The organism is Lysinibacillus boronitolerans JCM 21713 = 10a = NBRC 103108 (assembly GCF_000772935.1).
Classification (GTDB): domain Bacteria; phylum Bacillota; class Bacilli; order Bacillales_A; family Planococcaceae; genus Lysinibacillus; species Lysinibacillus boronitolerans.
On the sequence record NZ_JPVR01000072.1, the window covers coordinates 46,981 to 73,533 of the forward strand.

24 protein-coding genes are annotated in these 26,553 nt (G+C 37.2%); 8 read left to right on the forward strand and 16 right to left on the reverse strand.

The annotated features are described in order from the left end of the window. Positions 1-134 precede the first annotated feature (134 nt). From CD31_RS09970 to CD31_RS09995, 7 genes are all read right to left on the reverse strand, one after another. Positions 135-1,322 carry an MFS transporter gene (locus tag CD31_RS09970; RefSeq protein ID WP_036077291.1) on the reverse strand — a complete coding sequence of 396 codons (1,188 nt, stop codon included), beginning with the start codon at positions 1,320-1,322 and terminating at the stop codon, positions 135-137. A gap of 222 nt (positions 1,323-1,544) precedes the next feature. Further along, the gene (locus CD31_RS09975) at positions 1,545-2,414 is read right to left on the reverse strand and encodes a metal ABC transporter permease (RefSeq protein WP_036077293.1); all 870 of its coding nucleotides are present in this window, start codon (positions 2,412-2,414) and stop codon (positions 1,545-1,547) included. Then, positions 2,411-3,283, reverse strand: a complete 873-nt coding sequence (locus CD31_RS09980; protein ID WP_036077295.1) for a metal ABC transporter permease — start codon at positions 3,281-3,283, stop codon at positions 2,411-2,413. Before CD31_RS09980 ends, CD31_RS09975 begins: the two co-directional genes overlap by 4 nt. 11 nt (positions 3,284-3,294) lie before the next feature. Next, positions 3,295-4,023, reverse strand: a complete 729-nt coding sequence (locus CD31_RS09985) for a metal ABC transporter ATP-binding protein (protein WP_036077297.1) — start codon at positions 4,021-4,023, stop codon at positions 3,295-3,297. A gap of 9 nt (positions 4,024-4,032) precedes the next feature. Beyond that, the gene (locus CD31_RS09990) at positions 4,033-4,947 is read right to left on the reverse strand and encodes a metal ABC transporter solute-binding protein, Zn/Mn family (RefSeq protein WP_036077299.1); all 915 of its coding nucleotides are present in this window, start codon (positions 4,945-4,947) and stop codon (positions 4,033-4,035) included. Between the two features lie 154 nt (positions 4,948-5,101). Further along, positions 5,102-5,263, reverse strand: a complete 162-nt coding sequence (locus tag CD31_RS23525; protein WP_167334366.1) for a hypothetical protein — start codon at positions 5,261-5,263, stop codon at positions 5,102-5,104. Positions 5,264-5,462: 199 nt separating this feature from the next. Beyond that, positions 5,463-6,071, reverse strand: a complete 609-nt coding sequence (locus CD31_RS09995) for a TetR/AcrR family transcriptional regulator (protein WP_036077302.1) — start codon at positions 6,069-6,071, stop codon at positions 5,463-5,465. 160 nt (positions 6,072-6,231) lie between these two features. On the opposite strand from CD31_RS09995, the gene CD31_RS10000 reads away from it, so the two are divergent. Together CD31_RS10000 and CD31_RS10005 are read left to right on the forward strand one after the other, a co-directional pair. Beyond that, positions 6,232-6,969 carry an SDR family NAD(P)-dependent oxidoreductase gene (locus tag CD31_RS10000; protein WP_036077304.1) on the forward strand — a complete coding sequence of 246 codons (738 nt, stop codon included), beginning with the start codon at positions 6,232-6,234 and terminating at the stop codon, positions 6,967-6,969. 125 nt (positions 6,970-7,094) lie between these two features. Further along, positions 7,095-8,123, forward strand: coding sequence for an S-layer homology domain-containing protein (locus CD31_RS10005; protein WP_036077306.1), 1,029 nt, complete (start codon positions 7,095-7,097; stop codon positions 8,121-8,123). Positions 8,124-8,159: 36 nt separating this feature from the next. On the opposite strand, the gene CD31_RS10010 is transcribed toward CD31_RS10005, so the two are convergent. Further along, positions 8,160-9,047, reverse strand: coding sequence for a LysR family transcriptional regulator (locus tag CD31_RS10010; RefSeq protein WP_036077458.1), 888 nt, complete (start codon positions 9,045-9,047; stop codon positions 8,160-8,162). A 274-nt stretch (positions 9,048-9,321) separates the two neighbouring features. Continuing rightward, entirely contained in the window at positions 9,322-9,861 is a 540-nt protein-coding gene (locus CD31_RS10015) for a flavodoxin family protein (RefSeq protein WP_036077308.1), read from the reverse strand. A 529-nt stretch (positions 9,862-10,390) separates the two neighbouring features. Here CD31_RS10015 and CD31_RS10020 point away from each other — a divergent pair. Together CD31_RS10020 and CD31_RS10025 are read left to right on the forward strand one after the other, a co-directional pair. Next, positions 10,391-11,368, forward strand: coding sequence for an AraC family transcriptional regulator (locus CD31_RS10020; protein ID WP_036077310.1), 978 nt, complete (start codon positions 10,391-10,393; stop codon positions 11,366-11,368). Positions 11,369-11,475: 107 nt separating this feature from the next. Continuing rightward, positions 11,476-12,270, forward strand: coding sequence for an SDR family NAD(P)-dependent oxidoreductase (locus CD31_RS10025; protein WP_036077312.1), 795 nt, complete (start codon positions 11,476-11,478; stop codon positions 12,268-12,270). A gap of 173 nt (positions 12,271-12,443) precedes the next feature. On the opposite strand, the gene ade is transcribed toward CD31_RS10025, so the two are convergent. Continuing rightward, positions 12,444-14,189 carry an adenine deaminase gene (gene ade, locus CD31_RS10030; RefSeq protein ID WP_036077315.1) on the reverse strand — a complete coding sequence of 582 codons (1,746 nt, stop codon included), beginning with the start codon at positions 14,187-14,189 and terminating at the stop codon, positions 12,444-12,446. A gap of 95 nt (positions 14,190-14,284) precedes the next feature. Beyond that, positions 14,285-14,707: a pyridoxamine 5'-phosphate oxidase family protein gene (locus CD31_RS10035; protein ID WP_016991674.1), complete on the reverse strand. Its 423-nt coding sequence runs from the start codon at positions 14,705-14,707 to the stop codon at positions 14,285-14,287. 162 nt (positions 14,708-14,869) lie between these two features. Here CD31_RS10035 and CD31_RS10040 point away from each other — a divergent pair, with 162 nt between their 5' ends. The 3 genes from CD31_RS10040 (at position 14,870) to CD31_RS10050 (ending at position 16,523) form a co-directional block, all read left to right on the forward strand. Next, a complete protein-coding gene (locus tag CD31_RS10040; protein ID WP_016991675.1) occupies positions 14,870-15,496 on the forward strand; it encodes a YczE/YyaS/YitT family protein in 627 nt (208 codons plus the stop codon). A gap of 144 nt (positions 15,497-15,640) precedes the next feature. Then, positions 15,641-15,928 (forward strand): PadR family transcriptional regulator, encoded by a 288-nt coding sequence (locus CD31_RS10045; protein ID WP_036077461.1) that lies wholly within the window; start codon positions 15,641-15,643, stop codon positions 15,926-15,928. Continuing rightward, positions 15,915-16,523 carry a DUF2812 domain-containing protein gene (locus tag CD31_RS10050; RefSeq protein WP_036077318.1) on the forward strand — a complete coding sequence of 203 codons (609 nt, stop codon included), beginning with the start codon at positions 15,915-15,917 and terminating at the stop codon, positions 16,521-16,523. Before CD31_RS10045 ends, CD31_RS10050 begins: the two co-directional genes overlap by 14 nt. A gap of 45 nt (positions 16,524-16,568) precedes the next feature. Here CD31_RS10050 and CD31_RS10055 read toward each other — a convergent pair whose 3' ends face one another. The 4 genes from CD31_RS10055 to CD31_RS10070 form a co-directional block, all read right to left on the reverse strand. Continuing rightward, a complete protein-coding gene (locus tag CD31_RS10055; RefSeq protein WP_016991678.1) occupies positions 16,569-17,204 on the reverse strand; it encodes a 50S ribosomal protein L25/general stress protein Ctc in 636 nt (211 codons plus the stop codon). Between the two features lie 660 nt (positions 17,205-17,864). Further along, a complete protein-coding gene (locus tag CD31_RS10060) occupies positions 17,865-18,203 on the reverse strand; it encodes a tetratricopeptide repeat protein (protein ID WP_052125365.1) in 339 nt (112 codons plus the stop codon). 93 nt (positions 18,204-18,296) lie between these two features. Then, positions 18,297-23,132, reverse strand: a complete 4,836-nt coding sequence (locus tag CD31_RS10065) for a DNRLRE domain-containing protein (RefSeq protein ID WP_036077319.1) — start codon at positions 23,130-23,132, stop codon at positions 18,297-18,299. 1,103 nt (positions 23,133-24,235) lie between these two features. Continuing rightward, positions 24,236-24,934: a YjjG family noncanonical pyrimidine nucleotidase gene (locus CD31_RS10070; RefSeq protein ID WP_036077321.1), complete on the reverse strand. Its 699-nt coding sequence runs from the start codon at positions 24,932-24,934 to the stop codon at positions 24,236-24,238. Positions 24,935-25,208: 274 nt separating this feature from the next. Here CD31_RS10070 and yfkAB point away from each other — a divergent pair, with 274 nt between their 5' ends. Further along, the gene (gene yfkAB, locus CD31_RS10075) at positions 25,209-26,321 is read left to right on the forward strand and encodes a radical SAM/CxCxxxxC motif protein YfkAB (protein WP_036077323.1); all 1,113 of its coding nucleotides are present in this window, start codon (positions 25,209-25,211) and stop codon (positions 26,319-26,321) included. 88 nt (positions 26,322-26,409) lie between these two features. On the opposite strand, the gene CD31_RS24020 is transcribed toward yfkAB, so the two are convergent. Further along, positions 26,410-26,532 (reverse strand): hypothetical protein, encoded by a 123-nt coding sequence (locus tag CD31_RS24020; RefSeq protein ID WP_280522769.1) that lies wholly within the window; start codon positions 26,530-26,532, stop codon positions 26,410-26,412. Positions 26,533-26,553: the final 21 nt, after the last annotated feature.

Genomic DNA, 26,553 nt, shown 5'->3' on the forward strand with positions numbered 1-26,553 from the left:
ATGTATATCAAACAAGATTACTTGAATTAATGAAGAAGGAACCGTCTCCATCTAGACAGTTCCTTTCCTATGCTACCATCTTTTTATACCTCTATCGTATGCCCCAATTGGTGTCATGCATAAAGGACATGATATTAATGTGCATGCATAACGACATTCTTTTTCTTAGCGTAAAATAAGAAAGTAGTGGTTAAACTTAAGCTTATGATTCCGAAAACAAGTCCCATACCACTTAAACCAATTAAATCTAGCATCATACCTGTCGATAAAAGCACGATTTGAAAGACGACGGAATCAATCATGTTGCGGAATGAGAAAAAGCGTCCATGAAACTGTTTGGGTACTTGTTTTTGGAAAATTACCATTGTCGTTGGGAAAAAACAGCCAACTGAAAAGCCAAAAACGCCAAATGCCACTAAAGCGAAAAATGGAATATCTGCCAGTAATAATAGGAGCTCCATTGAGCCGATAATAAAGGCCAATGAAAAAAGCAGTGTACCCATTTGTACACGGTCAGCAATCATTTTCAAACCAGCTGCACCAAGCATAAATCCGATACCTTCCACCGTATACAATAATCCTGAAATTGTGGTAGATTGATGAATTTCAGATATTTTCATAATCACTAAATTAAAAGAGCCTAAAAATAATGTAGGAATTAACATTAAGACAAGCGTCATCAAGACGACTGGATGCTCTTTCACCATCGGTAACACTTCTTTAAAATTCCCTTTTTCTTTGTTTGTCATCGTTTCAGTAGATGCTTCATCCAATTGCAATAAACTAGTAATGACAAACATGCCTAAATAGACAATAAATGAAATAATATATAACCATTTTAACTCAAAAAAACTGAGCATAAATCCAGCAGCGGCTGTACCGATGATCCTTGAAATGGTTCTCGCATTCATCTGCCAAGCATTTAATGTAATTAAATCCTGTTCCTTCGCAATCATGGGAATAATAGATTGCAAGGCAGGCATATAAAATGCTGCCGCTATTTGCAGCGTGATTAAAAATAGAATCATCCAAATGACCGAATTAGTATAAAGTGCGATAAACATAAATAAAACACTGATGATGCGTCCGATACTCGCCATCTGGACAACCGTTTTTTTCTTCGATTGGTCAATGATACGTCCTGCCATTGGACCAACAACTAAGCCTGCTAAAATACCACAAGAAATAATTAATGATTTGTGAAAGTCAGAAGGTACTACCTCTTGCATAAAGGCTAAATTGCCAATAATGCCAGCCCACAAGCCAAGACCTACGACAAATTCACCTAATAAAATAATCCATACGTTTCGATTTCTCCACATGCTGTTCTCCTTGTTGCTATCCTAAAATTTATCGTAACAAAATTTTAAATTTTCGTACATGAAAATATAGAAAAATTTGCTAGATGCTGTGCTATTCTTTCTCTTTCTAGTTTATCTTAACGAGTATACTATTTTTCCTAGAAGGAGTACTCATTCAAAAGTTTGAACTTGTCTCCAAAAGAAAAAACATCGTTTGATGGGCGTATCAAACGACGTTTTTCGTTAAGAAGTTTCTAGTTTATGAACAAGTGCTTTTTTTCTACGTTCAACGATTTTTTGACAGATAAACGTCACGATAAAAATAAAGCCGACTGTTGTTGCCATCATACCTGCTATAGAGGTATCCCAGAATTTCGCTAAATAATAGCCAATGACGGAAGCAGCAGCTCCAAAGAGCATACTATAGACGAACATTTGCTTAATCGTCTTGCTGATTAAGTAGGAGGTTGCAGCTGGCCCAATCAACATGGCAACCACTAAAATGGCCCCTACACTATCGAAAGCTGCCACTGTTGTAAACGAAATCGATGTCATAAAGCCATAATGAAGAAAGACAACGGGAATCCCAATGGTTGCTGCATACACAGGATCAAACGTCGTAAGCTTCATTTCTTTAAAGAATAGGAGTAGGAACGCCATATTAATGACGAGGACGAGCAAGAGCATCCATACAGCCTTAGGCATTGCCAGCCCAAGCAATGTCCATTTATCCCAAGGAACAAAAGCAATTTCTCCCATTAAAACATGCTCAACATCTAAGTGCACATTGCCTGCAAATAAGGTGATGAGGAGAACACCTGCTGCAAACAGAGATGTAAACACTACGCCTATCGCTGCGTCTTCTTGAATACCAGAAGAATGTAATAATTGCACAAGATAGGCTGTTAAAATCCCTGCAAAGGCGGCACCTACCAACATCCAAAAGCCATTCAATGTTTGGGTAATAAGGTATGCCATCACGATACCAAAGAGCACTGTATGACTGATCGCATCTGCAATCATGGACATTCTACGCAAGATGAGGAAGACACCTGCAATTCCACAAGTTACCCCAACTAACAGTCCCGTGAATACAACCCAAAATTCGATCATCCTACATCACCCTGCTTTCGAAATTGCATTTTCCTACGATATTTACTAATTTGACCAGTTGGACTTATAAAATACGATAGAAAGAATATACCTGCTGCCACTAAGACAATTATAGGACCCGTCGATAACCCTGTTCGAATCGCACTAATAAAGGTTCCTGTTATGCCAGCGATACCTCCAATCGCGGCACTTAAAATGAGCATTGTGCTCAATTTTTTTGTCCATAGCTTGGCACTGGCAGCAGGAATAATTAATAGCGCTGACATTAAAATGACGCCAACAGCTTGTATACCTGTAACAATTGTCATGACAATTAAAACCGTTAATGTTGCCTTTAAAGCCTCTATTGGTAAGCCAATCCCTTTTGCATAAACAGGATCAAAGATCAGTAGCTTCCATTCCTTATAAAGCAAGAGACTGACCATAATAATGATGGTTGCACTAATAAAGAGCCACATTAAATCTGCCTTGGTCATCGTCGCAGCTTTACCGAAAATAAAATTATTCAGACCACTCTGATTCCCCAGTGGACTACGGTTGACCACTGTTAAAAATACAACACCAACACCAAAAAATACGGTGAGGACTAATCCAATGGCAGCGTCAGCCTTCATTTTTGAAAATGACACAATCCATTGAATACAATACACAGATAATGCAGATGTAATGCCCGCTCCTAGCATTAAAATTGGCAATTCCTTTTGACCTGTTAGCAGGAACGCAAGGGCAATGCCTGGTAATGCTGCATGCGCAGCAGCATCCCCTACTAGACTCTGTTTTTGTAAGAAGGAGAACGTGCCTGTGATGCCTGCTGCAATGCCAAGTAACATCGTTCCGCTCAGTACCCACAATAAGTTACCGCTTAACATTATGTCCCTCCTTACACATGCTGCATCATGAAAAGTTTACCACCATATGTTTTTTGTAATTGCTCTGGTGTAAAAACATCTTCCGTTGCGCCTGATGCTAAAATCGTTTTGTTTAATAGAATCGTATAGTCAAAGTATTCTTTGACGGTTTGAAGGTCGTGATGCACAACAAAAATACTTTTTCCCTGTGCCTTTAAATCCTTTAAGATATCAATAATCGTTTTTTCTGTCGCAGCATCTACTCCTGCAAATGGTTCATCTAAAAAATATATATCTGCATTTTGTGCAAGTGCTCTAGCCAGGAATACACGCTGTTGCTGGCCTCCTGAAAGCTGCCCGATGGAACGCTCTGCAAAATCCTGCATCCCAACACTTGCTAAAGCTTGTCGAGCAACAATTTTATCCTGCTTAGACGGTCTTTTAAATAAACCTGAATGGCCATAACGCCCCATGAGCACCACATCCAACGCATTTGTTGGGAAATCCCAATCCACCGCATTACGCTGTGGCACATAGCCTACGACCAAACTCTTTGGCTCAAACATCTTCCCTAAAATTTCTACCTTTCCTACTTTATTGGGAAGCTGATTTAAAATGGCCTTTAAGAATGTGGATTTCCCTGCACCATTTGGGCCAATAATGGCAGCTAGATGACCTGTAGGCACTGTTACACAGGCATTTTCCAATACTGTTTTTTTATCATACGCCACTGATAGATTTTCCACTGTTAATGCATACATTTTCTTCACCTACTTTAATGCATCGACGATCGTGTCGATGTTATGTTGATACATACCTATATACGTACCTTCTGTTGTTCCTTCAGTTCCCATAGCATCGGAGAATAATTCCCCACCGATGACAATGTCGTGGCCTTTTTCCTTAGCCCCTTCAATGACAGCTTTCATCGCCTTATCGGACACACTGGATTCTATAAAAAGAGCCTTAATCTTATTTTCTACTAAGAAATCAACCATCTCTTGAACATCTTTCACACCATACTCTGAATCCGTACTCAGTCCTTGTAAGCCACGTACTTCAAATCCCTGACTTCTGCCAAAGTAATTGAATGCATCATGAGCCGTTACTAATATTCTTTGTTGCTGTGGTATTTCATTCACACGCTTTTCTGCGTAGCTTTGTAAATCATCTAGCTTTTTCAAGTAAGCTGCTTCATTTGTTTGAAAATCTGCTTTAAATTCAGGGTATTCTTCCTGAAGCTGCGTACTGATTGCCTTGACAACACCTTGCCAAAGCTCAATATCAAACCAAATATGCGGATCATGGAGCATGGCATCCGTATCACTGGCAAGCAGTTGCTTTTCATCTAATGTCTCGCCCACTGCCAGGACCGTTTTATCCTTCGCCATTTGTTCAAAAATATCGAGCATTTGTCCTTCTAAATGTAAGCCATTATAAAAAATGACTTCTGCTTTATCCAATTTCGATAAATCACTTTGAGTCGCCTTGTAGAGATGCGGATCTACACCTGGACCCATCAATGCCGATACCTGTAAATGATCGCCACTGATTACTTTAATCGCATCTGCAATTTGTCCTGTGGTTGCGACCACAATGCCTTCTTTTTCACCCTCTGTTTCTGCTGAACAGCCAAATAATAGAAATGAGAGTGATAATACCATCACGCCTAACCATTGTTTCATTTTCCTACCTCGACTTTCTCATTTTTAAGCAATTGTTTGAAAAAAGTGCTAAACAACAACGTAACCAATCGGCGGACAAGCCGTATATTGTTTGTCATGCCCGCCCTCTAATGGTATTGAACGCTAATCTCACAGCTTTTTTTCATACAATGCCTTAATTTATATTCATTTTCCTGATAAGCTGGCGCCAGCTCATCCAGAAAAGTATTAACATCATCCCTGCGCCTACTGAATCGGTCAGTTTCCATACGATTGCTAAAATAATTAAAATGACCATTGGAAGAATCGTCAGCTTGAAATCACCTAAATCTTTCATTCATGCACTCTTCTTTCTCCACAGATATTTTGTTTCCCTTAGGAAAAATATATGCTTAATGCAAAGAAAATTCAACTACTTTATGAAAATTTCTTTTAAAAAATTTTTTTCTTATGTAAAAATTAGTTTGGCCCAAACAAAAAATCCCCAATGCTAACATTAGAGATTTTTTAATACATAGATTTATGTGAATAAACGTTCATTCTTCTTTTTCTAACGGTTTTCCTATAAATTCAAAGGCATAAATATGTGTTTTCGTTAATTCAATAATATCCTTAATTAAAGCTTCTTCTGATTTTCCATAACCGCTTGCAATCCATTGCATCATCAATCCATAAAAGCCGTAGGAAGTATAATGCTTGAACATGTTCATATTGACAGGCTGCTGATTGATCGTCTCAAATTTAAATTGCTCTTGATAAATTTTTGTAATCGTTAAGGGCATACGAGTATGTAACCCAGGAATCGTATCTTCCACATTCAGCAGCTCGAAAAACAAACGATGCTTATAAATGTAATGAATAATATTAAAGGATGGTGCCTTCAATTTTGTTGTATATACCTTTTCCCCATATAGGTAGGGTTCACCTACTGCTACTTCCAGACCATTCAGCATCTGTTCTAGTAAATTCTCTGCCAGCTCAAATTTATCTCGAAAATGCACATAAAAGGTACTTCGGTTATAGCCGGCTCGTTCTACAATATCCTTCACTGTAATGGCTTGAAAACCATGTTGTTTCATTAAATCGACAAACGCCTCAAAAAAATGACGGCGGGTTCTTTCTTGTCTTTGTGTCCATTTTGGCAATTTTACTTCCCCCTTTTAGACATTTCAGGGACATATGTCTACTAGTTAGATATTTACTACGACATTAATGATTGTTTCCGTTTTCAGGCGTTTTACAATAAAAGTACACCGTGATTTACACAGTGTGCAAGAAAAATGATTGTTTAAGGGAGTGTCATGTATGGGGAAATTACAAGATAAAGTCGCAATTATTACAGGTGGTGCTTCTGGTATCGGTGCTGCAACCGCTCAATTATTTGTAGCAGAGGGAGCAAAAGTGGTGCTTGTGGACCTAAACGAGGAAAAAGGCCAAGCATTTGCAGTCGAACTACAGGCAACAGGCGCAGAAGCCATGTTCATCAAAGCAAACGTAACGGATGAACAGGAAGTAGCTGCTATTTATCAAACAACGATTGAGGCATTTGGCAAAGTCGATGTCCTTTTTAATAATGCAGGAATTGGTCGTGTTACGCCAACTGAGGAGCTTCCTTATGCGGAATGGCGTCAAACTGTAAATGTAGACTTAGATGGTGTATTTTTAATGGCGCAGGCTGCCATCAAAGAAATGCTAAAAGCGAATGGTGGTACAATCGTTAATACAGCTTCGATGTATGGTTGGGTTGGCTCGCCAGGATCAGCTGCTTATAATGCAGCAAAAGGGGGTGTGATTAATTTAACACGTTCATTAGCATTGGAATTTGCTACGCGAGGTATTCGTGTTAATGCCCTATGTCCAGGCTTTATTGATACACCGATTATTCCAGAAGAAAGTAAGGAACCATTACGTCAGATCACACCTATGCAACGACTAGGACAACCAGAGGAAATGGCAAAAGCTGTTTTATTTATGGCTTGTGACGATTCAACGTTTATGACAGGGAACACATTAACAGTAGATGGTGGCTACACAGCCCAATAATGACGTTTAAAATAATCGCTTCCCGACAAAGGGCAGCGATTATTTTTTCACTAGAAAAATTTGCAGTTTTTATCCATTTCCTGCAAACTATTACTAAAGCGAGCAAGAAAGGATGAAGACGACGAATGAAAAAATTAATTGGTACATTATTATTTTCTATTCTGATTATCGCTAGTGCAGGCAATGTACAAGCTGCTGGCTTTCGGGATGTATCAGAGGATCATTATGCCTATGAAGCTATTTTATGGGCAGAAGAATATGATATTGTTAATGGCTTTACAGACGGTACATTTAAACCGAATGCTACTATTACTGAACAGCAATTAGCAAAACTATTAGCCAATTTTTATGAGCTCGAAACGCCCATCGACGAATTAAAAAAGCAAACGCCTTCGGCAAACTGGTCGGATGAATTCTATAACCAGCTCGCAAGCTACGGGGTGCCTTTAAATGGCTATTTCGACAACCGAATTCGAGCGGCTACTGTAAAGCGCGGTGTAGTGGCACAGGCTATTGCTCATTTAGCTAGCGGTAAGAAGGGATTAGATCAATCTATTCAGTTTTTACTTGATACCTATATTTCTTCCGGGCTAAATCCACAGTATGAAGATCGTAATTTACAAAAGTTTTATGGCGTGACAAATAACATGACCCGTGCGCAAGTTGTCACGATGCTTTATCGTATGGACGAGCGAAATTATTATGAAATTTCAGCGGATGCACAAGCCATACACGAGAATGCCAACAATGTTTCATTAATGACAAGAGCTAAAAATGCCCAAAGTCAGCTCGATAAATCTTTGCAACAAGCAACACCTGGTAAAAGTGCTTGGGAAGGTGTCTATACGTATTATTACAAATGGGGTAAAGGTGCAAACGATTTTAACCGCCGCGATGCCGTCATTTCGAACGCTACAAGTAACAGCTTCTCTATTGCTTTAACAGCAAATGATGGGACAGCTTCAGGTAACGTCAATGGAACAGCCACGATAACAAGCAGCTCAAAAGCCTTAATGAATAAGTCCTCAAACGGCAATCGCTGTGTCGTTGAATTTGAACGTTTATCCAATAATGCCCTAAAGGTGTCCGAGATTGATTGTCGTGCTGAACGTAATGAAGGCACCAATTTTTCGGGTACCCTCAAGCAGCAATAATTTTAACAGAGTCTGATTCATTCAGGCTCCTTTTTTTTAATTCCCCAGCGTTTGATACTTCTGCTTGGCAATAGCAATAAAATCGAGGAGGCACGGTTGCAAATGCTTATCTTTATGCCAAGCAATATCTGTATAAATAGGAGCTAGCTTTAATGTGGACGGTATCTCTGTTACATGTCCCAATGTCAGTTCTTTTTCTACGACCATTTTAGGTAAAAACGTCATACCTAGACCTGCAATTACACATTGTTTGATCGCTTCAATACTGGCAAATTCAATCATTTGTAAAGGCCGAACCCCTTCTAGCTGAAGCAATGCTTCTAAATGATTACGATAAGAGCACCCTGTTTCAGTTAACAGCATCGTTTCATGTGCTAGCTGTTGAGCGGATAGCGGCTCCCTTCTTTCGATAGGTGCACTGACAAAAATAAGCTGCTCTTCAATCAATCGCTGTCGCTGTAACATCGATGTTTCCTGGTAGGTATCTGTAATAAAGGCAACATCTAGATCCCCTGCCTGTAATAGCTTTTTAGCAATGTCCGTTGTATGCACTGGCTTAAAAATGATTTTCACATGGGGGTGAACCTGTTGAAATTGCTGTAAAATGCTGGGCAATCGATAGACACACTGACTTTCCTGTGCCCCCATCTTCAATAGGACTTGCTCCTGCTCGTTGGATATAGCTTTTTTCATTTCACGGTCTAGCTCAAGCATTTTTTTTGCATAATGCTGTAGACGCTTGCCCTCTTCCGTGAGAATAATGCGCTTGCCAAGCCGCTCAAAAAGTTGAACACCCAACTCTTGTTCTAAAGTTTTGATTTGAGCTGTAATACTCGATTGAGCGTAGTCAAGAAGCTGGGCTGTCTGTGTAAAGCTTAATGTTTCAGCTGCTGTAAAAAACGTTTGAAGCTGCTTAATATCCATCACTTGAACCCCTTTATCTATTTCTTCGATAGTTTTTTTAAAAACATTCATCCTTTTCGATAATAAAATCCAATATACACTAGTTTGTAACTGAAAGAAAGGGCTGCCAAATGTAGTGACTGGCATTTAATCCTTTTATCATATAAAAAGAAACGAATTTGGAGACTTCTTTCATCCAAATACGTTTCTGTGTTTCTGCTATAAAAATAGTAAATATAATCTAACAGCTAATAAGGTCGATTGATAGTTGGCTCGTTCTTTTCTAAACCAACACCTATTGCAATTCTTTTCTAAGATGGTCAGCTGCAGACAACGCTTTGAGATCTTGAATAATATCGCCTGGCTTGTTTCCTTCTCCTAGAATATACCCCTCAAAGGTTATCCCAACAAAATCAAAAATATGTTGAAATTGCTGAATCATTGGTAACCCCTTTATATAAGGCTCATCTCCACCAACTGCAATAACATATGCTTTTTTAGAAGACATTAATGCTTTAAAATCAGGATAATTCGGGTCTCTTAAGGTTTGTGACCATCGATCTATAAAGTTCTTCATCGCTCCTGTCATACTATACCAATAAATAGGCGTAGAAAAAATAAGAATATCATGCGGAAGAATACGGTCAATGACGGCATTATAATCATCGCTGACATCTGAGAATCCCTCCTCAGCATGACGCTTATCGATTATTGGCTGAATGACACAATCCTTTAGATAAATTTCTTCAATCATTAGGCCTTGAGTGGCTAATTTTGTTAAAGTCTCTACATTCCCATTCGACCGATTGCCACCGTAAATAACTGCTATTGACATTTAGAATATCCCCGCTTCCTTGAAGTTTTTACTATTGTTCCCGTATACCTATATCTTATTATGTATTTACAATTCGATAAAGATGATTATTTCGATAAAATCAATCGAAAAAAGTGATTTTAAAGGAGATTGCTGTTTTGCCTTCCTTTGGCAAAATGTATAAAGCCATTTTTTTGGCTGTATTGAGATAGGCTGGGCGTGGCTAAAAATGTGGCCTCTATCCCCTATTCTGTATTAATTATCTTGAGGAAAATCAAAATATCTCTTGTAAGAGAGAAAAAAGAATACTGCCAATGCGCGTGATAAAGATGTGCTAAAGTTAAGGGAAGCAATAGTTGCTTTATTGATCCAAGCATTAAAATTGTTTAATTATTTGACGTAAAATGATGCCTACTATTCTTGTTTTCTAAGAATTTGTCGTACATTGCAAGTTAGTAGTCACTGTTTGCTAGTTACAAGGCGTGATTGAAAAGATACTATATAAACTGTCCAGTTCAAACAAAGCAGGACAAAATTCACGATATGACCAATATTGGGATTTTGGGAAGGGTTACGTCAAGTAGGGATAGCCCCGCAAGACGTGGTTCGAAAAGCACGACTACCTATTACAATCATTAATGAACCTGTCGTCTCTATAACTCAATATTTTTCGATTTGGCAGGCTTATTCCGATATCATTGACGACACTGCTAAAGGAATCATCAAACTAGCGACTAGCTTTGAACCAAATCATTACCCCCCTACTGTCCTAGTAGCCTACCATGCACGTGATTATCGTGATGCCTTAAAGAGAATGGCACGGTACAAACAACTGTGTCCGCCTGAAAGCTTGCGTATCACTGAGGAGGGTGAGGAATGTACAATCGAACTAGAATGGTCGTATACTGAGCAACCTGGTCCTCCTATGCTGGTTGGTATCACACTTGCATTTCTTCTTGAGCTTGGACGTCGGGGGACAGGTCAACCGATCGCAGCAAAGTTCGTTGAATTTTCACATGAAATGGGCGATGTACAGTCGCTTGAAGATTATTTCGGTTGCAGTATCCAAATTGGTGCAAAGTGTAACCGGTTGACGATACACCGCGAGGATCTGGATCGTCACTTTGCCTCATATAACTTGGAGTTGCTGGAAATGTTGACCCCTCTTCTGGATCAATCGTTGAATGTGCACCAACATAGCAGCTCCATCACTGAGATGGTTAAATGGATAATAAAACGTAGCTTAGCAGGAGGACGGCCTGACATACAGACAGTCGCGAGCGAGCTAGGAATGAGCGACCGTACCTTGCAGCGCAGGCTTACTAACGAATGCACGAGCTTTAAGTTTTTGTTAACACAAGTTCGACAGGATCAGGCCCGCGAGTATCTAGCAGACCCCTCGCTTGATATTAAAGATGTCGCCTTCTTGATTGGATACGAAGATCAAAACTCATTTTACCGTGCCTTCCACCTATGGGAAGGTGATACGCCTTCAAATTGGCGTTCTAAACATGTAGGAACAAATTAGATAAATATAAAATTTTGAAACACAAGACCAATAGTCAGACTTTCAAAAAAGTTGGCGTTTTTATTTTTACATCCAGAAAATCAAAATAGATAGAGGAGCAATGTAATATGGATATAGGATTGAACAATAAAACAGCTTTAGTGACCGGATCTACAAGAGGTATAGGTAAAGCAATCGCTATCGAACTAGCCAAAGAAGGTGTGAACGTACTAATAAATGGGCGAAATGATGAAGAGGTACAACGCACTGTAAATGAAATTAAATTAGCTTATCCATCTACTTTTCCACAAAATGCTACAGCCAATATTGCTGATATACATCAAAGAGAAGCTTTATTTGAAAAATATCCGTGTATTGACATTTTAATTAACAATATGGGTATCTATGAAATTATGCCATATGAAGATGTTGATGATGATACTTGGGAAAAATACTTCCGTACTAATGTTCTTGCGGCAAATGGATTATCTAAATTTTACTTACCAAAAATGTTGGAAAATGATTTTGGTCGCATTATTTTTATTGCCAGTGAAGAAGCAATTATGCCCTCGGGACAAATGCCTCAATATTGCATGACAAAAACGATGCTATTATCTTTGTCAAAAAGCCTCTCTAAATTAACAATAGGAAAAGAGGTTACAATTAATACAATCTTGCCAGGACCAACACTCTCTGAGAATGTGTATCAAATAATTGATGGTATGTTTCCTAATCAAGACATGAGTTTTTCTGAGAAAGAGAAAGAATTTATGATGACAAACCTACCTCAATCAGAAATACAAAGATTTATCAAACCAATCGAAATAGGAAGAATAACTACATTTGTATGTAGTCCATTTGCATCTGCATTTAAAGGATCACCGATTCGTATGGATGGTGGTATGGTACCGACAATTTTCTAACATTATCCTCGTCCCCATCATGATAAATCGCTGGCTGCATATTGCTCGATGAAGGAGCAGAAGTAGCCTCTTGGAAAATATATTTCCACGACATAAAAAGATTTACCTAATTACGGTATACAGAATGATAATAAACGACCTAATCGCTTACCGCAATTAGGTCGTTCTACCGTCTATGCTTCTACTGAGATATGCTGGAAGGTTGTCACATCAAATAATCCTGTATCTGTTAGCTTTAAAGCAGGAATAACTGGTAATGCCACAAAAGAAAACGTCAGGAGAAAATGGAAATCTAATGTTGGATTAAGCGTCTTTAATGCACTGTGCAAGCCTGCTAGCTGCTCCTTTGCCTCTTGAGCTGGTACATCCGTCATCAAGCCACCAATGGTTAATGGCATCTCCGCTAGAATTTGGCCATCCGCAACAATCACAAAGCCCCCTTGGATTTCCTGAATGCGAGTAAGCGCCATGACCATATCCTCATCATTTGTTCCTACAACAAGGGCATTATGGGAATCATGAGCTACTGTTGTGGCTACTGCTCCTTTTTGTAAGCCAAAGCCTTTGACAATTCCTAAACCTGTCGTGTGTAACTGATGATGACGTTCGATTACGGCTAATTTTAATAGATCTTGTTCTACAGACGGGACAAAGACCCCTTCCTTTACAGGGACATCCATTATTACATGATTGGTAATTAGCTGATTCGGCACAATCTCCATTACATTCGCCTTTGTACCCTTTGTGAATGCTAGTTGTAGCCTATCCTTTGTAATGGTCGGTAAATGGACAGATTGATAGATATGAGCAGGCACAACTGGCGCTTGTCGATTTGTCAGCATCTCACCATTTTCAGCCACTTTCTGCCCATTTTTCCATACAGCTTTTGCCTGCATCGTCGATAAATCGTCTATTAACACAAAATCTGCCTTATAGCCTGGTGCAAGTACACCTCGGTCCAATAAACGATAGCATTCTGCTGTGTTTACCGTTGCTAACTGGATTGCTTGCAATGGTTGCATCCCTTCAGCTATTGCCATGGCGATATCATAATTGATGCTGCCCTCATCGATTAACTCATCCACATATTTATCATCTGTACAAAATCCAAAGCGACGAGCATTGTGTGACTGGACAGCTGGCAATAAGTCACGTAAGTTTTTCGCGGCTGAGCCCTCTCGGATTAGTACATACATCCCCTGCTCTACACGGTCAATCGCTTCTTGAGCCGTTACACATTCATGATCTGTGTGAATACCCGCAGCTCGATAGCCTGTAATTTGTTCGCTTTGTAAGCCTGCACAATGCCCATCAATGACTAAATTTGCTTCCTGCGATAATAAAATTTTCTGAAGCATGTCCTCTTGCCCATTTAACACCGCTGGGAAATCCATCACCTCAGCTAATCCTCGAACCTGCTCATGTTGTAGAAATGGTGCCAAATCCTTAGCTGTTAGTGTAGCGCCTGCATTTTCAAACTGTGTACCTGGCACACTTGATGGCAGCATCACAAAAATATCCATATCTGCCTTTTGTGCATCATCGAGCATAAATTGAATGCCTTCCGCTCCTGCGACATTGGCGATCTCATGTGGATCTGTCACCACGGTTGTGATACCATGAGGAAGTAAAACGCGACTAAATTCTCCAGGTGTCAACATAGAAGATTCAATATGTATATGACCATCAATTAATCCGGGAATGACATAGCCTCCTGCCGCATCCTCTTCCTGTTTAGCCTGAAACTGATTAGTGCGATCTAGAGCAACAATCATACCATTCTTCACAACGATATCTGCTTTTTGCCATGTTAACGAAAAAACATCCGCAATTTGCGCATTTCTCAGTATAAAATCTGCCTCTAATTTTCCTTGAGATGATAATACATTTTGTGTTAGCTGCTGTAATTTTATCGACATAACCTATACTCCTTTTTCTTTTAAGAACTATCATGCCAAAAAGCTACTAATCATTGCAACTATTTATCGTTACGTCAGTAAAAAACGACCATTGATCAATGGTCGTTCGAAAATTCTAGCTCTTTGGGTGGTTGCCCTTTTTTATTCATCAAGCGCATACGAATAGGCTCAATTTTTAATGTCACCATTTCATCCTGATTGCCAACAAAGATACTTGTAAAAAATTCGGCTAGTTTATTTTTTATCCCTTCTTCATGTACTTCCGTAAGCTTGCCTTCTATTTCCACATACGTATCACCAAAGCCACCATTTTCGTAGCCATATAAAATATGGGTATATGGATTTTTGCGTAGCTCTTCCATTTTTTCTGAATGTTTATTCGTCACTGTATACAACACAAAATCTTCATGCTGGAACGTCATGTAACGTGAGTACGGTTTGCCATTTTCTACAGTTGCCATTGTTCCAATCTTTTCTCGATTTAACACTTCTAAAATTTCATCACGTACAGAAGTCATAGTATCCCATCCTTTCATCTACATATCTATTTTGCCCTCTCCTAAGAAAGCTAACCGTCTTTTTTTGAAAAATGTGAAATGACAATCTTCGGGCATATTGAAAATCTATTGTTATAATAACTGGATGGACAACAGGAATTTTCGAATGAATGAGGGTTAAAAATGAAACAAGCTTTTTTCACGCGCTGTTTGTTTTTCATAACAGGCATTATCGTGCTTTCTTTTGGGATCACATTAACAATTAAAGGCCAACTTTTTGGTGTGGGCTCATGGGATGTACTACATATTGGCTTAACAAAAACATTGGGCTTATCAATCGGTTCATGGTCCATTATTTTGGGACTTGCTATTTTAGCGTTTGATATGCTGATTACGAAAAAGTTTCCTTTACCTGGAACGTTTATCGATATGTTTTTGGCAGGCATTTTTATCGATATTTTCAACTATTGGTTACCTGATATTGATGGTTTTTGGATGCAACTTATTTCTTACCTTACAGGGTTAGTGTTACTAGGCTGGGGCTGTGGGATGTATATGGTGGCGAATTTAGGTATTGGACCTCGTGATACACTTATGCTGATGATGGTCCATAAGCTTGGCTGGAGTGTGACCCGCTCTCGTACAACAATGGAAGTAACAGTTGCAATTATTGGCTTCCTACTTGGCGGTCCTATAGGCATCGGTACGGTGTTTATGGCATTTGGACTTGGACCAATCGTACAATTTGCCTTATCCTATAACGAAAAATTATTTATGCGATGGACAGGCGTGAAAAGCGCTGTTGTCTAAACTTTAATGACAATGCATTTTTGCATTGTCTTTTTTTACAGTTGAAATATACAGTGCAACTATATATAATCAAACTATATAGTCCAACTGTATATTTGAGGTGAAGATGTGAAAAAACATAAATTATTACCTTTATCCGAAACCATGCATTATATTCTACTCGCCTTACGTGAACCGCTACATGGCTATGCTATGATGCAAAAAATTGAGGAAATGAGTGCTGGTACAGTCCGAATTGCTGCAGGTACGATGTATGGAGCCATTGACAATTTATTGAAATATCATTGGATTACACCTGTTGAAACCCAGGATACAAGACGCAAGGTTTATCAAACGACAGAAGAGGGTCTAGAAATATTAGCCGCAGAGCAACAAAGATTGCAGCGCATTTTATCTTTATACGAGGGAGCTGGCGAACATGATAAAGTTTAAAATCTTTTTTGATATCGAAAAGGAAGAGCGTTGGTTAAACGAAATGTTAGCCAAGGGTTGGATATGCTCCAACATAAACTCAGCAGGTATTTATACATTTCAGCCTACTGAAGATCTTGAACAAGTTATTCGGATTGATTGTCAGCAGGATCTTCGCAAAGAAAAGAAAGCGACCTATAAGCAATTACATGAGGATTTTGGCTGGCGTATAGTAAAAGAAAAAGCCTATGACGGCACCTACTATTGGTTAAAAAGAAAAGATGGCAATGATGAATTATTTTCAGATCATGATTCCCACATTGCGAAATATAAACGTTTAATGAAACAAGCAAGCAACTGGGCCATACTGTCATTTATCTTCTTAATGATTTTTTATGCCAACGATAGTTACTACTCCCTTTTCAGTATAAAAAATGCGTATTTTACACCTGGTTTATGGGAGAAAGAAGGGTTTTCTTTCCTTTTTGCCTTTTTATTTGAAACACCCTTTGCCATCGGGCGCTTTATCCCACCATGGCTATTTTTAGTAACTTGTAGTATTTACATCACTTTATATTATCGTTACCGAAAATCGATACAGCAGTTTAACCAATAAACGGTAAGGAGCCACTTACGAAATGTAAGATGGCTCCCTCTTTCTCTATCCTCTTGTTTCATCCGTATTTTGCCCTGTCGCTTCAAGCACTTCAGGTGTATCGTCGACTGTATCATCTTCCTGTACATTTTCAGCAGCTGGTGGTGTGATGGTCACCAGTGTATAGTCATCCTCATGTAAAATTTCAAACGGAAACTGTTGGCGAATATCCCCTACATAAAGAGAAGTGCCAATCGCAACATTCGTGGCATCTATTTCAATGGTTTCTGGAATTTCAGTTGGCTTCACTTTAATGCGAACCTCACGATTAGGCTGAAGCAGGAAGCCTCCTTCTGCCACTCCTACAGCATCACCAATCACGGTTACCGGAATATCGACTTCTAGCTCCTCAGACATATTAATGGACTTGAAATCAACATGCTTTACATTACCCTTCAATGCACAGCGCTGCACTTCTGTTAAAACAGCATTGATGCGCTTTCCTTCCACATCGAGTTGAAAGACACTTTTCGTACCATGTGCAGCCAATATTTTCGCAAAAGCTCTAGCATCTAACGTAATGGCTGTCGGCTCCATTTGAAAACCGTAAACAACACCAGGAATAGCCCCATTTTGTCGAAGCTGTGTTAGTGACGAATGACGCCCTTTTTGACGTTTATTAGCAGTTAAAACCATATTCATCGAAGATTTCCCCTTTCATGGAAACTAGTCTCATAAAAGGTTTTGCCTTTTCCCCTATTTTTTATACCTTTGTCTATAATTAAAAATACCTCCTCGAAATGAACAATATACATTTGCACAGCAGATACATAGATGTTGTACGAAAAGGTAACAAACCTGACTCTGTGTCCGTTTTAGAAAGTGCTATTGTAGATTTAGAACGGTTCATGGATGTTAGAGAATCTAGATACCCAGGCGCTAAAAAATCCCCCTTTCCTTTTGTTAGCGTTTATGGTGGTGTTGTAAGACCTTTATATAGAAGAGCCATTCAAAATATCGTAAATAAATATACAGCAGCTTTCTTTAGAAACGGTAAAAGTCCACATAAACTTAGATATTCATTTGCAGTAGATTTTACCCGGAGCGGTGGAGACATAATTTTATAAAGGGATCAATTAGGTCACTCAGCTATTAAAACAACTTCATTGTATAAGAACATGTCTTCTAAAGATGGTGAAAAGGTACTCAATGAGATGGATAAACGTAGATAAAAGAGTAAAGCCCAAACTACTGACCAATAGTGTTTGGGCTTTATTACTAGTAGCGCTATAAAAAACAACAAGCAAGGTATTAAACCCTTGCTTGTTAGAACGTTTTTCAAAAAATTGATATTATCTCAGGTTACTTATTAATGTTTTTTATATATGAATTAAGATTACCTAGTTTACTAAATTTTTTATCATAGGATATTCTACCATTAAAGTTCTCTAACCAGTAAGTGGCTTTTTCGAAATCTCTATTTTTTACAAGAACCTTAATGATTTTATTGAAATTAGGACTGTAATAGAATTCTTCATTTTCAAGGATTTTCAAACCTTTATGAAAATATTCAGATGCCTTATTGTATTTTTTTAAATCAGAATATAAAAGTCCTATATAAATAAATGCACTCGATTTTTCAGTGTCTGTTAAAGAATAGTTTAACCCTGAAACCAATGTATTAATAGCTTTATTTTTCATAAAAAATAAATCATAAAGATTCGCTTTTCTTACTATGCTATTATATTTTCTGGATGGCTGATTTTTAGATATATTAATTTTAATTACCACCTATTACTTAATTTTACTTAGTAAATATCGCTCTGCACTAAGTAATCCTTTATCAATTGTTTTTCCAAGCCTAGTAGTATCAAACCACGGATCCCATTTCCATAGTTTTCCACTTAAATTCACTGCTGTACTTGCAGCTCCCTTAAGAAAGGATCCAGAAATATATGCGCTAAATCCACCTGTAATAAAAGCTTTAATTGCCTTTTTATTTGGTGCTCTATTCAACATAGTAAACCCCTTTAAGGCCATTTTTCTTGCAACATAAGCGGATACACCACCACCACCAACAAACAATACAAAATTTGTTAATGTATTTTCACGTAAATCAGCGAAAATCATTTTAATAAATGATTTTAGTATTGATTTTAAATTTTTTGAAATTGAGAATTCCCCATCTGGATCAACGAACATTACAGGATTATTGTTCGCATAACTATAACCATTCAGTGTTAAAGGATTCATTGTATCTCCACGTACAGAATCTAACGATAAGAACACTCCTGTATCTGGGTTATAATAACGTGCCATTAGATAGTAAAGTTTTGAATCTTCATCGTATCGATAACCAGCATAACGGTACGGATTGATAATTGCCAGTGCACCTCTTTGGTTAATAATATTGCCCCATGCATCATATGTGTATTCTGCAACAATTTCACCATTTGTATTTGTTAAGGCTAGTACATCTCCACGATAGTTCGTTAAGTAGTAATATGTTGAACCTTGATAAGTCATTGTTAGAGGATGACCATTATCGTCATAAGTATATGCTTTTGAAATGACCCCTTCTGAGTTTTCTTCAAACAATACTTGATTTGTTATACCGTTATAACGATAATACGTTTCGCCGTTACTGTCTTTACTATATATACGACGTCCATTTTCATCATAACGATATGAGGCAACTGTCGTACCCGTTAGAGACTTAATTTCTGTCAATTGATCAAATGCGTTCCAAGCATATTGGAAAACACCATCATTTGTAACATTTCCATTGTCGCTAACATAATAAGTTTTATCACCAGCAGCCATCATCTGGTTTGAATTATTATAACTATAGTTGGTTGTAGTTATACTACCGTTTTGCAAAGTGGTTTTAGAAATACGGTTTCCAACTGAATCGTACGTATATGAAATGGATAGACCATTACTGTATTGTTCTTTGACTAGCTGGTTTAAAACATCGTACGTGTAAGTGACTGTACCATCATCGTTTGATACTTTGGTAATTTGCTGATTTTTATCATACTCATACTTATTTGTTTGCCAAGTCGTTTCACTATTGGTTTTCAATGTTTCTGATTGTAATTGATTAAAACTATACTCATTTAATATAGCTGCACCATTTCTGAAAATTGTGCTCTCCAATAAGTTGTTTTTATTCCATATGAAGTTAGCAGTGTTTGCCCCATTAAGTGTGGTTTGAGTTGTTTGACCATTCTCATCTGTTACATACTCTATGGTATTTGTACCATATTGAATGCTCTCTAAATCTTTCTCATTTTTATAAGTGTACATTATTGAACGATTCACTGGTGCACTAATGTCTACCCTTTGTAATAGTTCATTTTCTGAAAGGGTATACGTAACTTTTTGATTGCCAAGTGTATGATTTGTCACTGTCGTAGATAAACCATCTACTTGTGTTGAAAACTGATTAACCCCATTCACTTTCACTATCTGTGTATTGGTATCAGCTGAAGTAGTATAGGCGATTTTTTCACCTGCTGCCTTGATAATTTCACTTAAATCACCATCAGCATTATAATTGTAAGATGTAACTTGTCCCCCTGCATTTGTTTCTTTTTCTATGGCATTTTGTGCATTATAGCTAAGAGACATTTGCTTTTTACCATTAGCATTTGTCACAGATGTTAAATTGCTGTTGGCATCATACGTATAAGTCGTTATTTTATTTGCAGCATCTTCTACCTCTACTAGTTCATTTTTCAGATTGTATTGAAACCTAGTTTTCCCCTTTTTTCCGTCTTCATATGAGAGGATATTTCCATTAAAATCAGTTACAGTTTCAGTTGTAATACCTAATTCAATATCTTGATAGGTTGTTAGTTTTTGATTATTCTCATAGCTAGTGCTATACGTTTCGATTTTCCCATCTGGATATTTTACTTGTGTCAAATCCCCATGGTCATTATACGTATAGGTTGTTGTTTCTCCTTTAGGTGTTGTGGAGGTTTTTAGATTACCATTCTGATAAGTGTTGGTAGTTGTTTGCTGATTGGCATCTGTCTGAGTTAAAAGATTACTGTACTCATTATACGTATAGGATTCTGTCACACCTTTTGAATCATTAGTGCTTAATAAATTTCCCTTTGTATCATACTTAAATTTCTTAGTATAAGTAGATCCATCTGAATACATAACATTTTGTGAAAGAACATTATAGCTATTTTCATCTAATGTATAGGTTGTTGTATCTCCTGAAGGATCAAACATTTTCGTTACATTAAAATTGTTATTTAAACCATAGCGTGTAACAGTACCTTCTGGGCTTGTAACTGTCACAATATTATTTGTTCGATCTAAAGAGTAATTAGTGATAGAATCTACTTGCCCATCTAATGAAGGTTCTGTTACCGATACTAAATCCAATTCACTATTATATCCATAAAGCATTATTTTCTGCTTACTATCGATGATTTTCGTTAACTGTCCATTAGTTGTGTAGTAGAACGAAGTAGGTGTTGATGTAGTGTCATCTTTCTTAACCAGTACTCGTGTTAAATAACCATCAGTATACGTATACGTTATATCCTGTTTATTGTATTTTGCATTTGTAATAAGCCCATCAGTATAAGTTAACAGTAATTTTGTGCCTAGATTAGTACTGATAGAAGTAAGCTGATTTGATGTATCATAATTATAAGTGATTGTATTGCTATTTAAATCTTTTTGCTCGGTAATATATGCTACTTCCACATCTGTATCACTATTGCTTTCTCTAACTTTAAATGTTGTTGTGATACCAGTTTTGCTAGTCAGTTTAAAAGTGTACTTATCCACCATATCTAAACTATCATAATTACCTGCTGGTGCAATATACTTATCTCCATCCCATGAGTAAGCATGGACCGTACCATCTGCATCTTTATATTCGACATTAAAATATTTATCATTATAAAATAATTTCTCTGAACCTGTAAAACTCCAACCATAGCCAAATGGAGATTTTTCAAAATCCTTACTATTATAAGTTCTAGTAAAATCTAAACCAAATCCACCATAGTTGAATAAGCTAAAATCTGTGTATTGAATAACATTATTATTTGTGCCTAAATTTACATAGTTAGATCCATTTGAAATATCATGTGTGGCATAATCCCAATAGTCTTCCAACCCTAAACGGTTGGGTGTTTTATAAGTAACGACAAGTTTTGGTTTATAAGCGAGTGGGTTGGTTGTGCTTTCACTACTGATGAACTTTTTGTAAATTAATGTACTTTCTGAAGTGCTTTTTAATAATAAACCAAGATTTGATTCTGGATTATATAGCCATCCGCTCACCATACTCGTTGGAATAGACCATCGTTTAATACCTTCTTCTACATTACTAGGTACTGAAGAGACTCCTGTGACAGTTGAAAGAGCCGTGGTATTAAAATCTCCTCCCCCTGTTGTCCAGCCTCCTGCTGTTGCATAGTTATTCCATGTAGCCGTATTTTCATCCCATGAACGTTTCATGGCATGCATACTTAAATTAATAGGAGTTGGATCATTAGTTGAAGATAGATAAAGACTTACATCCGCAGACATAATAATGCTTTTTTCTGGAATAGGTGTTACATCAAACTTCAATAAACTTCTAACAATATTCCCGTCTGTGGCTGTACCTGTACCTAACTCTGTATCATTTCCCCCAGTTTGAGTTGGAAACTTTTTTCGTAATGTTGTATCAAACATTTTTGAGTTACCTTGGATACGTACAATTGTTGGATCAATGACAATAGGGTATTGTCTTTTAGTATCCTGTAGCCAAGCTGTATCTGGGGTTAAATCAATCCATAAAGTATTGTTTTCTTTTCGTGTTTTTAACGTGATATTATAAGATTTTGCTTCTTCAGGTATAGAATTTGTACCGTCAATAGATTGAAAGCCTGCAGGTTTATAAGCATCATACATAAACGGTGTTTCTATAACATAAACCAACTCACCTGTTTTGGCGTCCTTTAAATTGATTTGATTATTAATTTGTTCATATGTCAAATTTTCAAGGGATAGCTGATATGAGAAGGTTTGGGGTAACCCTTTTTCGGGCTTTTTGTTAATTATAATATCTTCTTTTACAAAGTTTTCTCCAACAGAATATGTAGTGGAAATATTATCAAAAACATTTTGGTACTCAATTTGGTTATCTGTAGCAACCCCGATAACCTCTTTAGCAGGAATTACTTCACCTTTTTGTTTAATTTCTTTTAATCCAATATTAAGGTTGTATTGATTATCCGCAACTTGTACGTTGTTGGTTTCCTTATCAATTCTTTCATCAAATGTTACAGTAAAGTTATTTGCCTTATTTTTATATTGCCCTTTTCCATTATTTTTCTTTTTTTGAAGGCCGTTATCAATATCTTTCCAGTTACCTTTATTATCTTTAAAATGAATAGGTGCCTCATATATTTCAGTTGTATAAGTACCATTAGAATTGTTAAACGTTTTAGAGGTTTGAGTACGTTCCCCTACTACTTCAATTTTTTCTTTTCCTTTCGTAATTTTTTGGGGAGATTGTTCTTTGGCAGCAACACTTGCAAAATTCCAAAAAGGAATAAAAGCAATAAACATTGCCAAAACAATCAATTGAATAAAAATCTTCCTTAGCAAATTGTTTCCTCCTAATACTTGTGATTTTTGAAACATTATCTATTATAGACAGACAATCACTATTAGGATGGTGCTAAACTAACCGTTTTAGGTAGTACATTATGGGAATTAATATATAAAAAGAACTATTTGTAAATACATATAAATGATTAAACCATAAATCCTATACCGCCTAAATTTTGATATTATGTATAGTTTGCTTCTAACTAAAAACCCCTTCATTCACACGAAATAGACTGCAAATAAATTGCACTATCGTGTAGATGAATGGGGAGTTCGGTTTTTTAAATTAACCAGGTTTTTGTTCAAAATAAATACCTTAATTCTGATGCTTGTCTAAATATTCCTCTATCATCCTTTGTGCGAGCCTACTATCGGTTATGTTCTGGGTTTTCGCTAACTCGGATAGTTGTTGATGATATTCTTTTTCTAACACAAGTACAACACGTTTGTCATAGCTAATTACATGTAAGACATATCATTATTCGTTAAACAATATTTCAATTCGTCTCTGAACACCTGGGCTTCAATTTTTGATAATTAACTTTGAAATTGAATCTTTAAAAGTTTTGAGCACCTTATCACATATGTGTTTTTAGGCATATTAAAATAGTATCATGATGTTTCTTAGGTAAAGGCATAAAATAGCAAAGAACCCCATTAAAAATAAGTAGTAGCAAGCATAAAAATTTGAGGCTTGTCGACTATAGAGACTGCTAGCAAGTGAACTCCCCTCTACAATTCTTATAATAAAATATGACATAATCATTAAGACTTGGATATTATTTTTTATGAAGTGGTGTCATAATTGATGCCTTGATCAAAGCAGACAAAATTATGTAAAAGGATTTATTAGAAATGGCTATCTTTAAACCAGTGACAATGATAGAGAAATGATTAAAGAAACAGTTCGAATTTATGAAGTTTGGGTAAAAGTACAAGCATGAAATTGTTTTTTTACAATTTCATGCTTGTACTTAAATCTTTGTATTAATATAAGGTGGACATATCTTCCCAGCTATTTCATTCCGTACATGGAAATAATTATCTTCTCTGTGCTCAATGATTTTTGCTTTGGTCCAATAGTTCCACCTTAGGTAGTACTAAACTAGCTGTTTATTCAATACTTCAAATAAGTCGTGTAATTTGTTAATTTCATAATGTGGCTTAATTTCACTTGTGTTTTCGATATTACGGATATTAAACCAGCATGTGTCGATACCTGATAGTAAACCGCCTTTAATATCGGATGTCAACGAGTCCCCAATAATCAGCGTTTTATCTTTATCAAAATCATCGATCCGTTCAAAAACATAATCGAAAAATGCTGGCATAGGCTTTTGATAGCCTGTTTGCTCCGAAATAAAAATGTCTTTAAAATGTGGCGCTAGCTTAGCATCCACAAGACGTTTATTTTGTGTAGCCGTGACACCATTTGACACCACATATAAATGATAATGGTCTGCAAGCTGTGCAATTACCTCATAGGCACCTTCTACATAATGGTGGGCCTCACACAAATATTTTTGGAACAGTGCTTCAAAGTAAGCTCCATCGACTTCTATGCCAAATTCCTTAAAGGCAACAGCAAATCGCGTATTATGTAATGTATTTTTTGTTAATTCCCCACGCTCAAAAGCACGCCACATGGACTCATTAATTTCTTTATATCGCGCAATCATCTCTGAAGTAACTGCTATATTTTCCTCTTTAAACATGCGGTCAAGTGCTGCGTTTTCAGCTAAATCAAAATCTAGTAATGTATCATCTACGTCAAACAATAATATCTCATATTTCGTCATGTTCATTCCCACTTTCTTCGATGCATTGTGACTATTTACTCTATATCATGATAACGTTTTTTATGAAAAATAACAGTAAAATGTCCTATGACAGAATATTAGAACATATAGGCGCTTTATACACATGCTTATCCGTCCATTGAAACTAGGGAACTTTTTCTATATTGGCAAAAAATGTTCGTCTAGCCCTAAAATAGCCCATTCTGTAATTTCATATTTGAAATTATCGGTGAATATGAGACAATAGATTGCTAGAAAGGAAGATGTACGAAAGATGACGACCTTACAAAAAATAACACCTGTCTTTGATCCTTGGGAAGCTTATTTAGATGTGGAACAGCATGGACAAATGACACTATCAAATATTGAATTTACAACAACAACACTTTGTAATATGCGCTGTGCCCACTGTGCGGTAGGGTATACATTACAAAATAAAGACCCAGAGTCATTACCAATCGAATTAATTTTAAAGCGCCTAGAAGAAATTCCACATCTTAAAACGATTTCGATTACTGGTGGAGAACCGATGATGTCTAAGAAGTCCGTTCAAAACTATGTATTGCCTTTATTGAAATATGCACATGAACGAGGCGTGCGCACACAAATCAATTCCAACTTAACATTAGAGCCTGAACGTTATTTACTGATTGCACCGTATTTAGATGTCCTACATATCTCACATAACTGGGGTACGATCGATGAATTCGTTGAAACGGGCTTTGCTATGATGGAGCGAAAACCGACTTATGAACAGCGTGCAGCTTTATTCCAACGCATGATTGATAACTCTAAAATGCTAGCTGAACACGGCGTTATGGTATCTGCGGAAACTATGTTAAACAAAAAAACTTTACCATACTTAGAACATATCCATAACCAAATCATCCATGAGATGAAATGTGCACGCCATGAGGTGCACCCAATGTACCCATCCGACTTTGCAAGTGCACTCACTTCTTTATCACTAGAGGAAACACGTGAGGCCATTCATCACCTGTTAGATATTCGTGATGACAATACATGGATGTTGTTTGGTACACTCCCATTCTACCCATGTAGCCTGAATGAAGAAGATCAAAAGCTGTTACAACGTCTCCGCACAGCGAAGAATGTCACAATGCGTAATGACCCAGACGGTCGTTCACGATTGAATATCAATATCTTTACAGGTGATGTGATCGTTACCGACTTTGGTGATACACCAGCCCTCGGCAATATTGTACATGACAAACTACCATCGATCTTTGATAAATGGATGGCAACCGATTTGGCAAAATCGCTTAACTGCCATTGTCCCGCAGTCAAATGCTTAGGCCCAAATGTCCTTGTAAAAAATATGTATTATCAAGACACCGCTTTTGTGAGTGGCTCTGCTCGCGTATAGGTTAATGAGAGAAACACCATGTTGAACAACATGGTGTTTCTTTTTACATATGGAGCTATAAAATGTAGGTTATCCGTATACCTGGTCTTTAATGCATCGTATATAATTGTTCGATCGTAAGTGAGGAATCCGCCTCTTGATTTTTCTTGTCTGCGGAAATGATTTTCCCTTCATAAATCAATCCACCTGTACGTAAATCAACGATAGACAACCACTGTCCATCGCAAACACC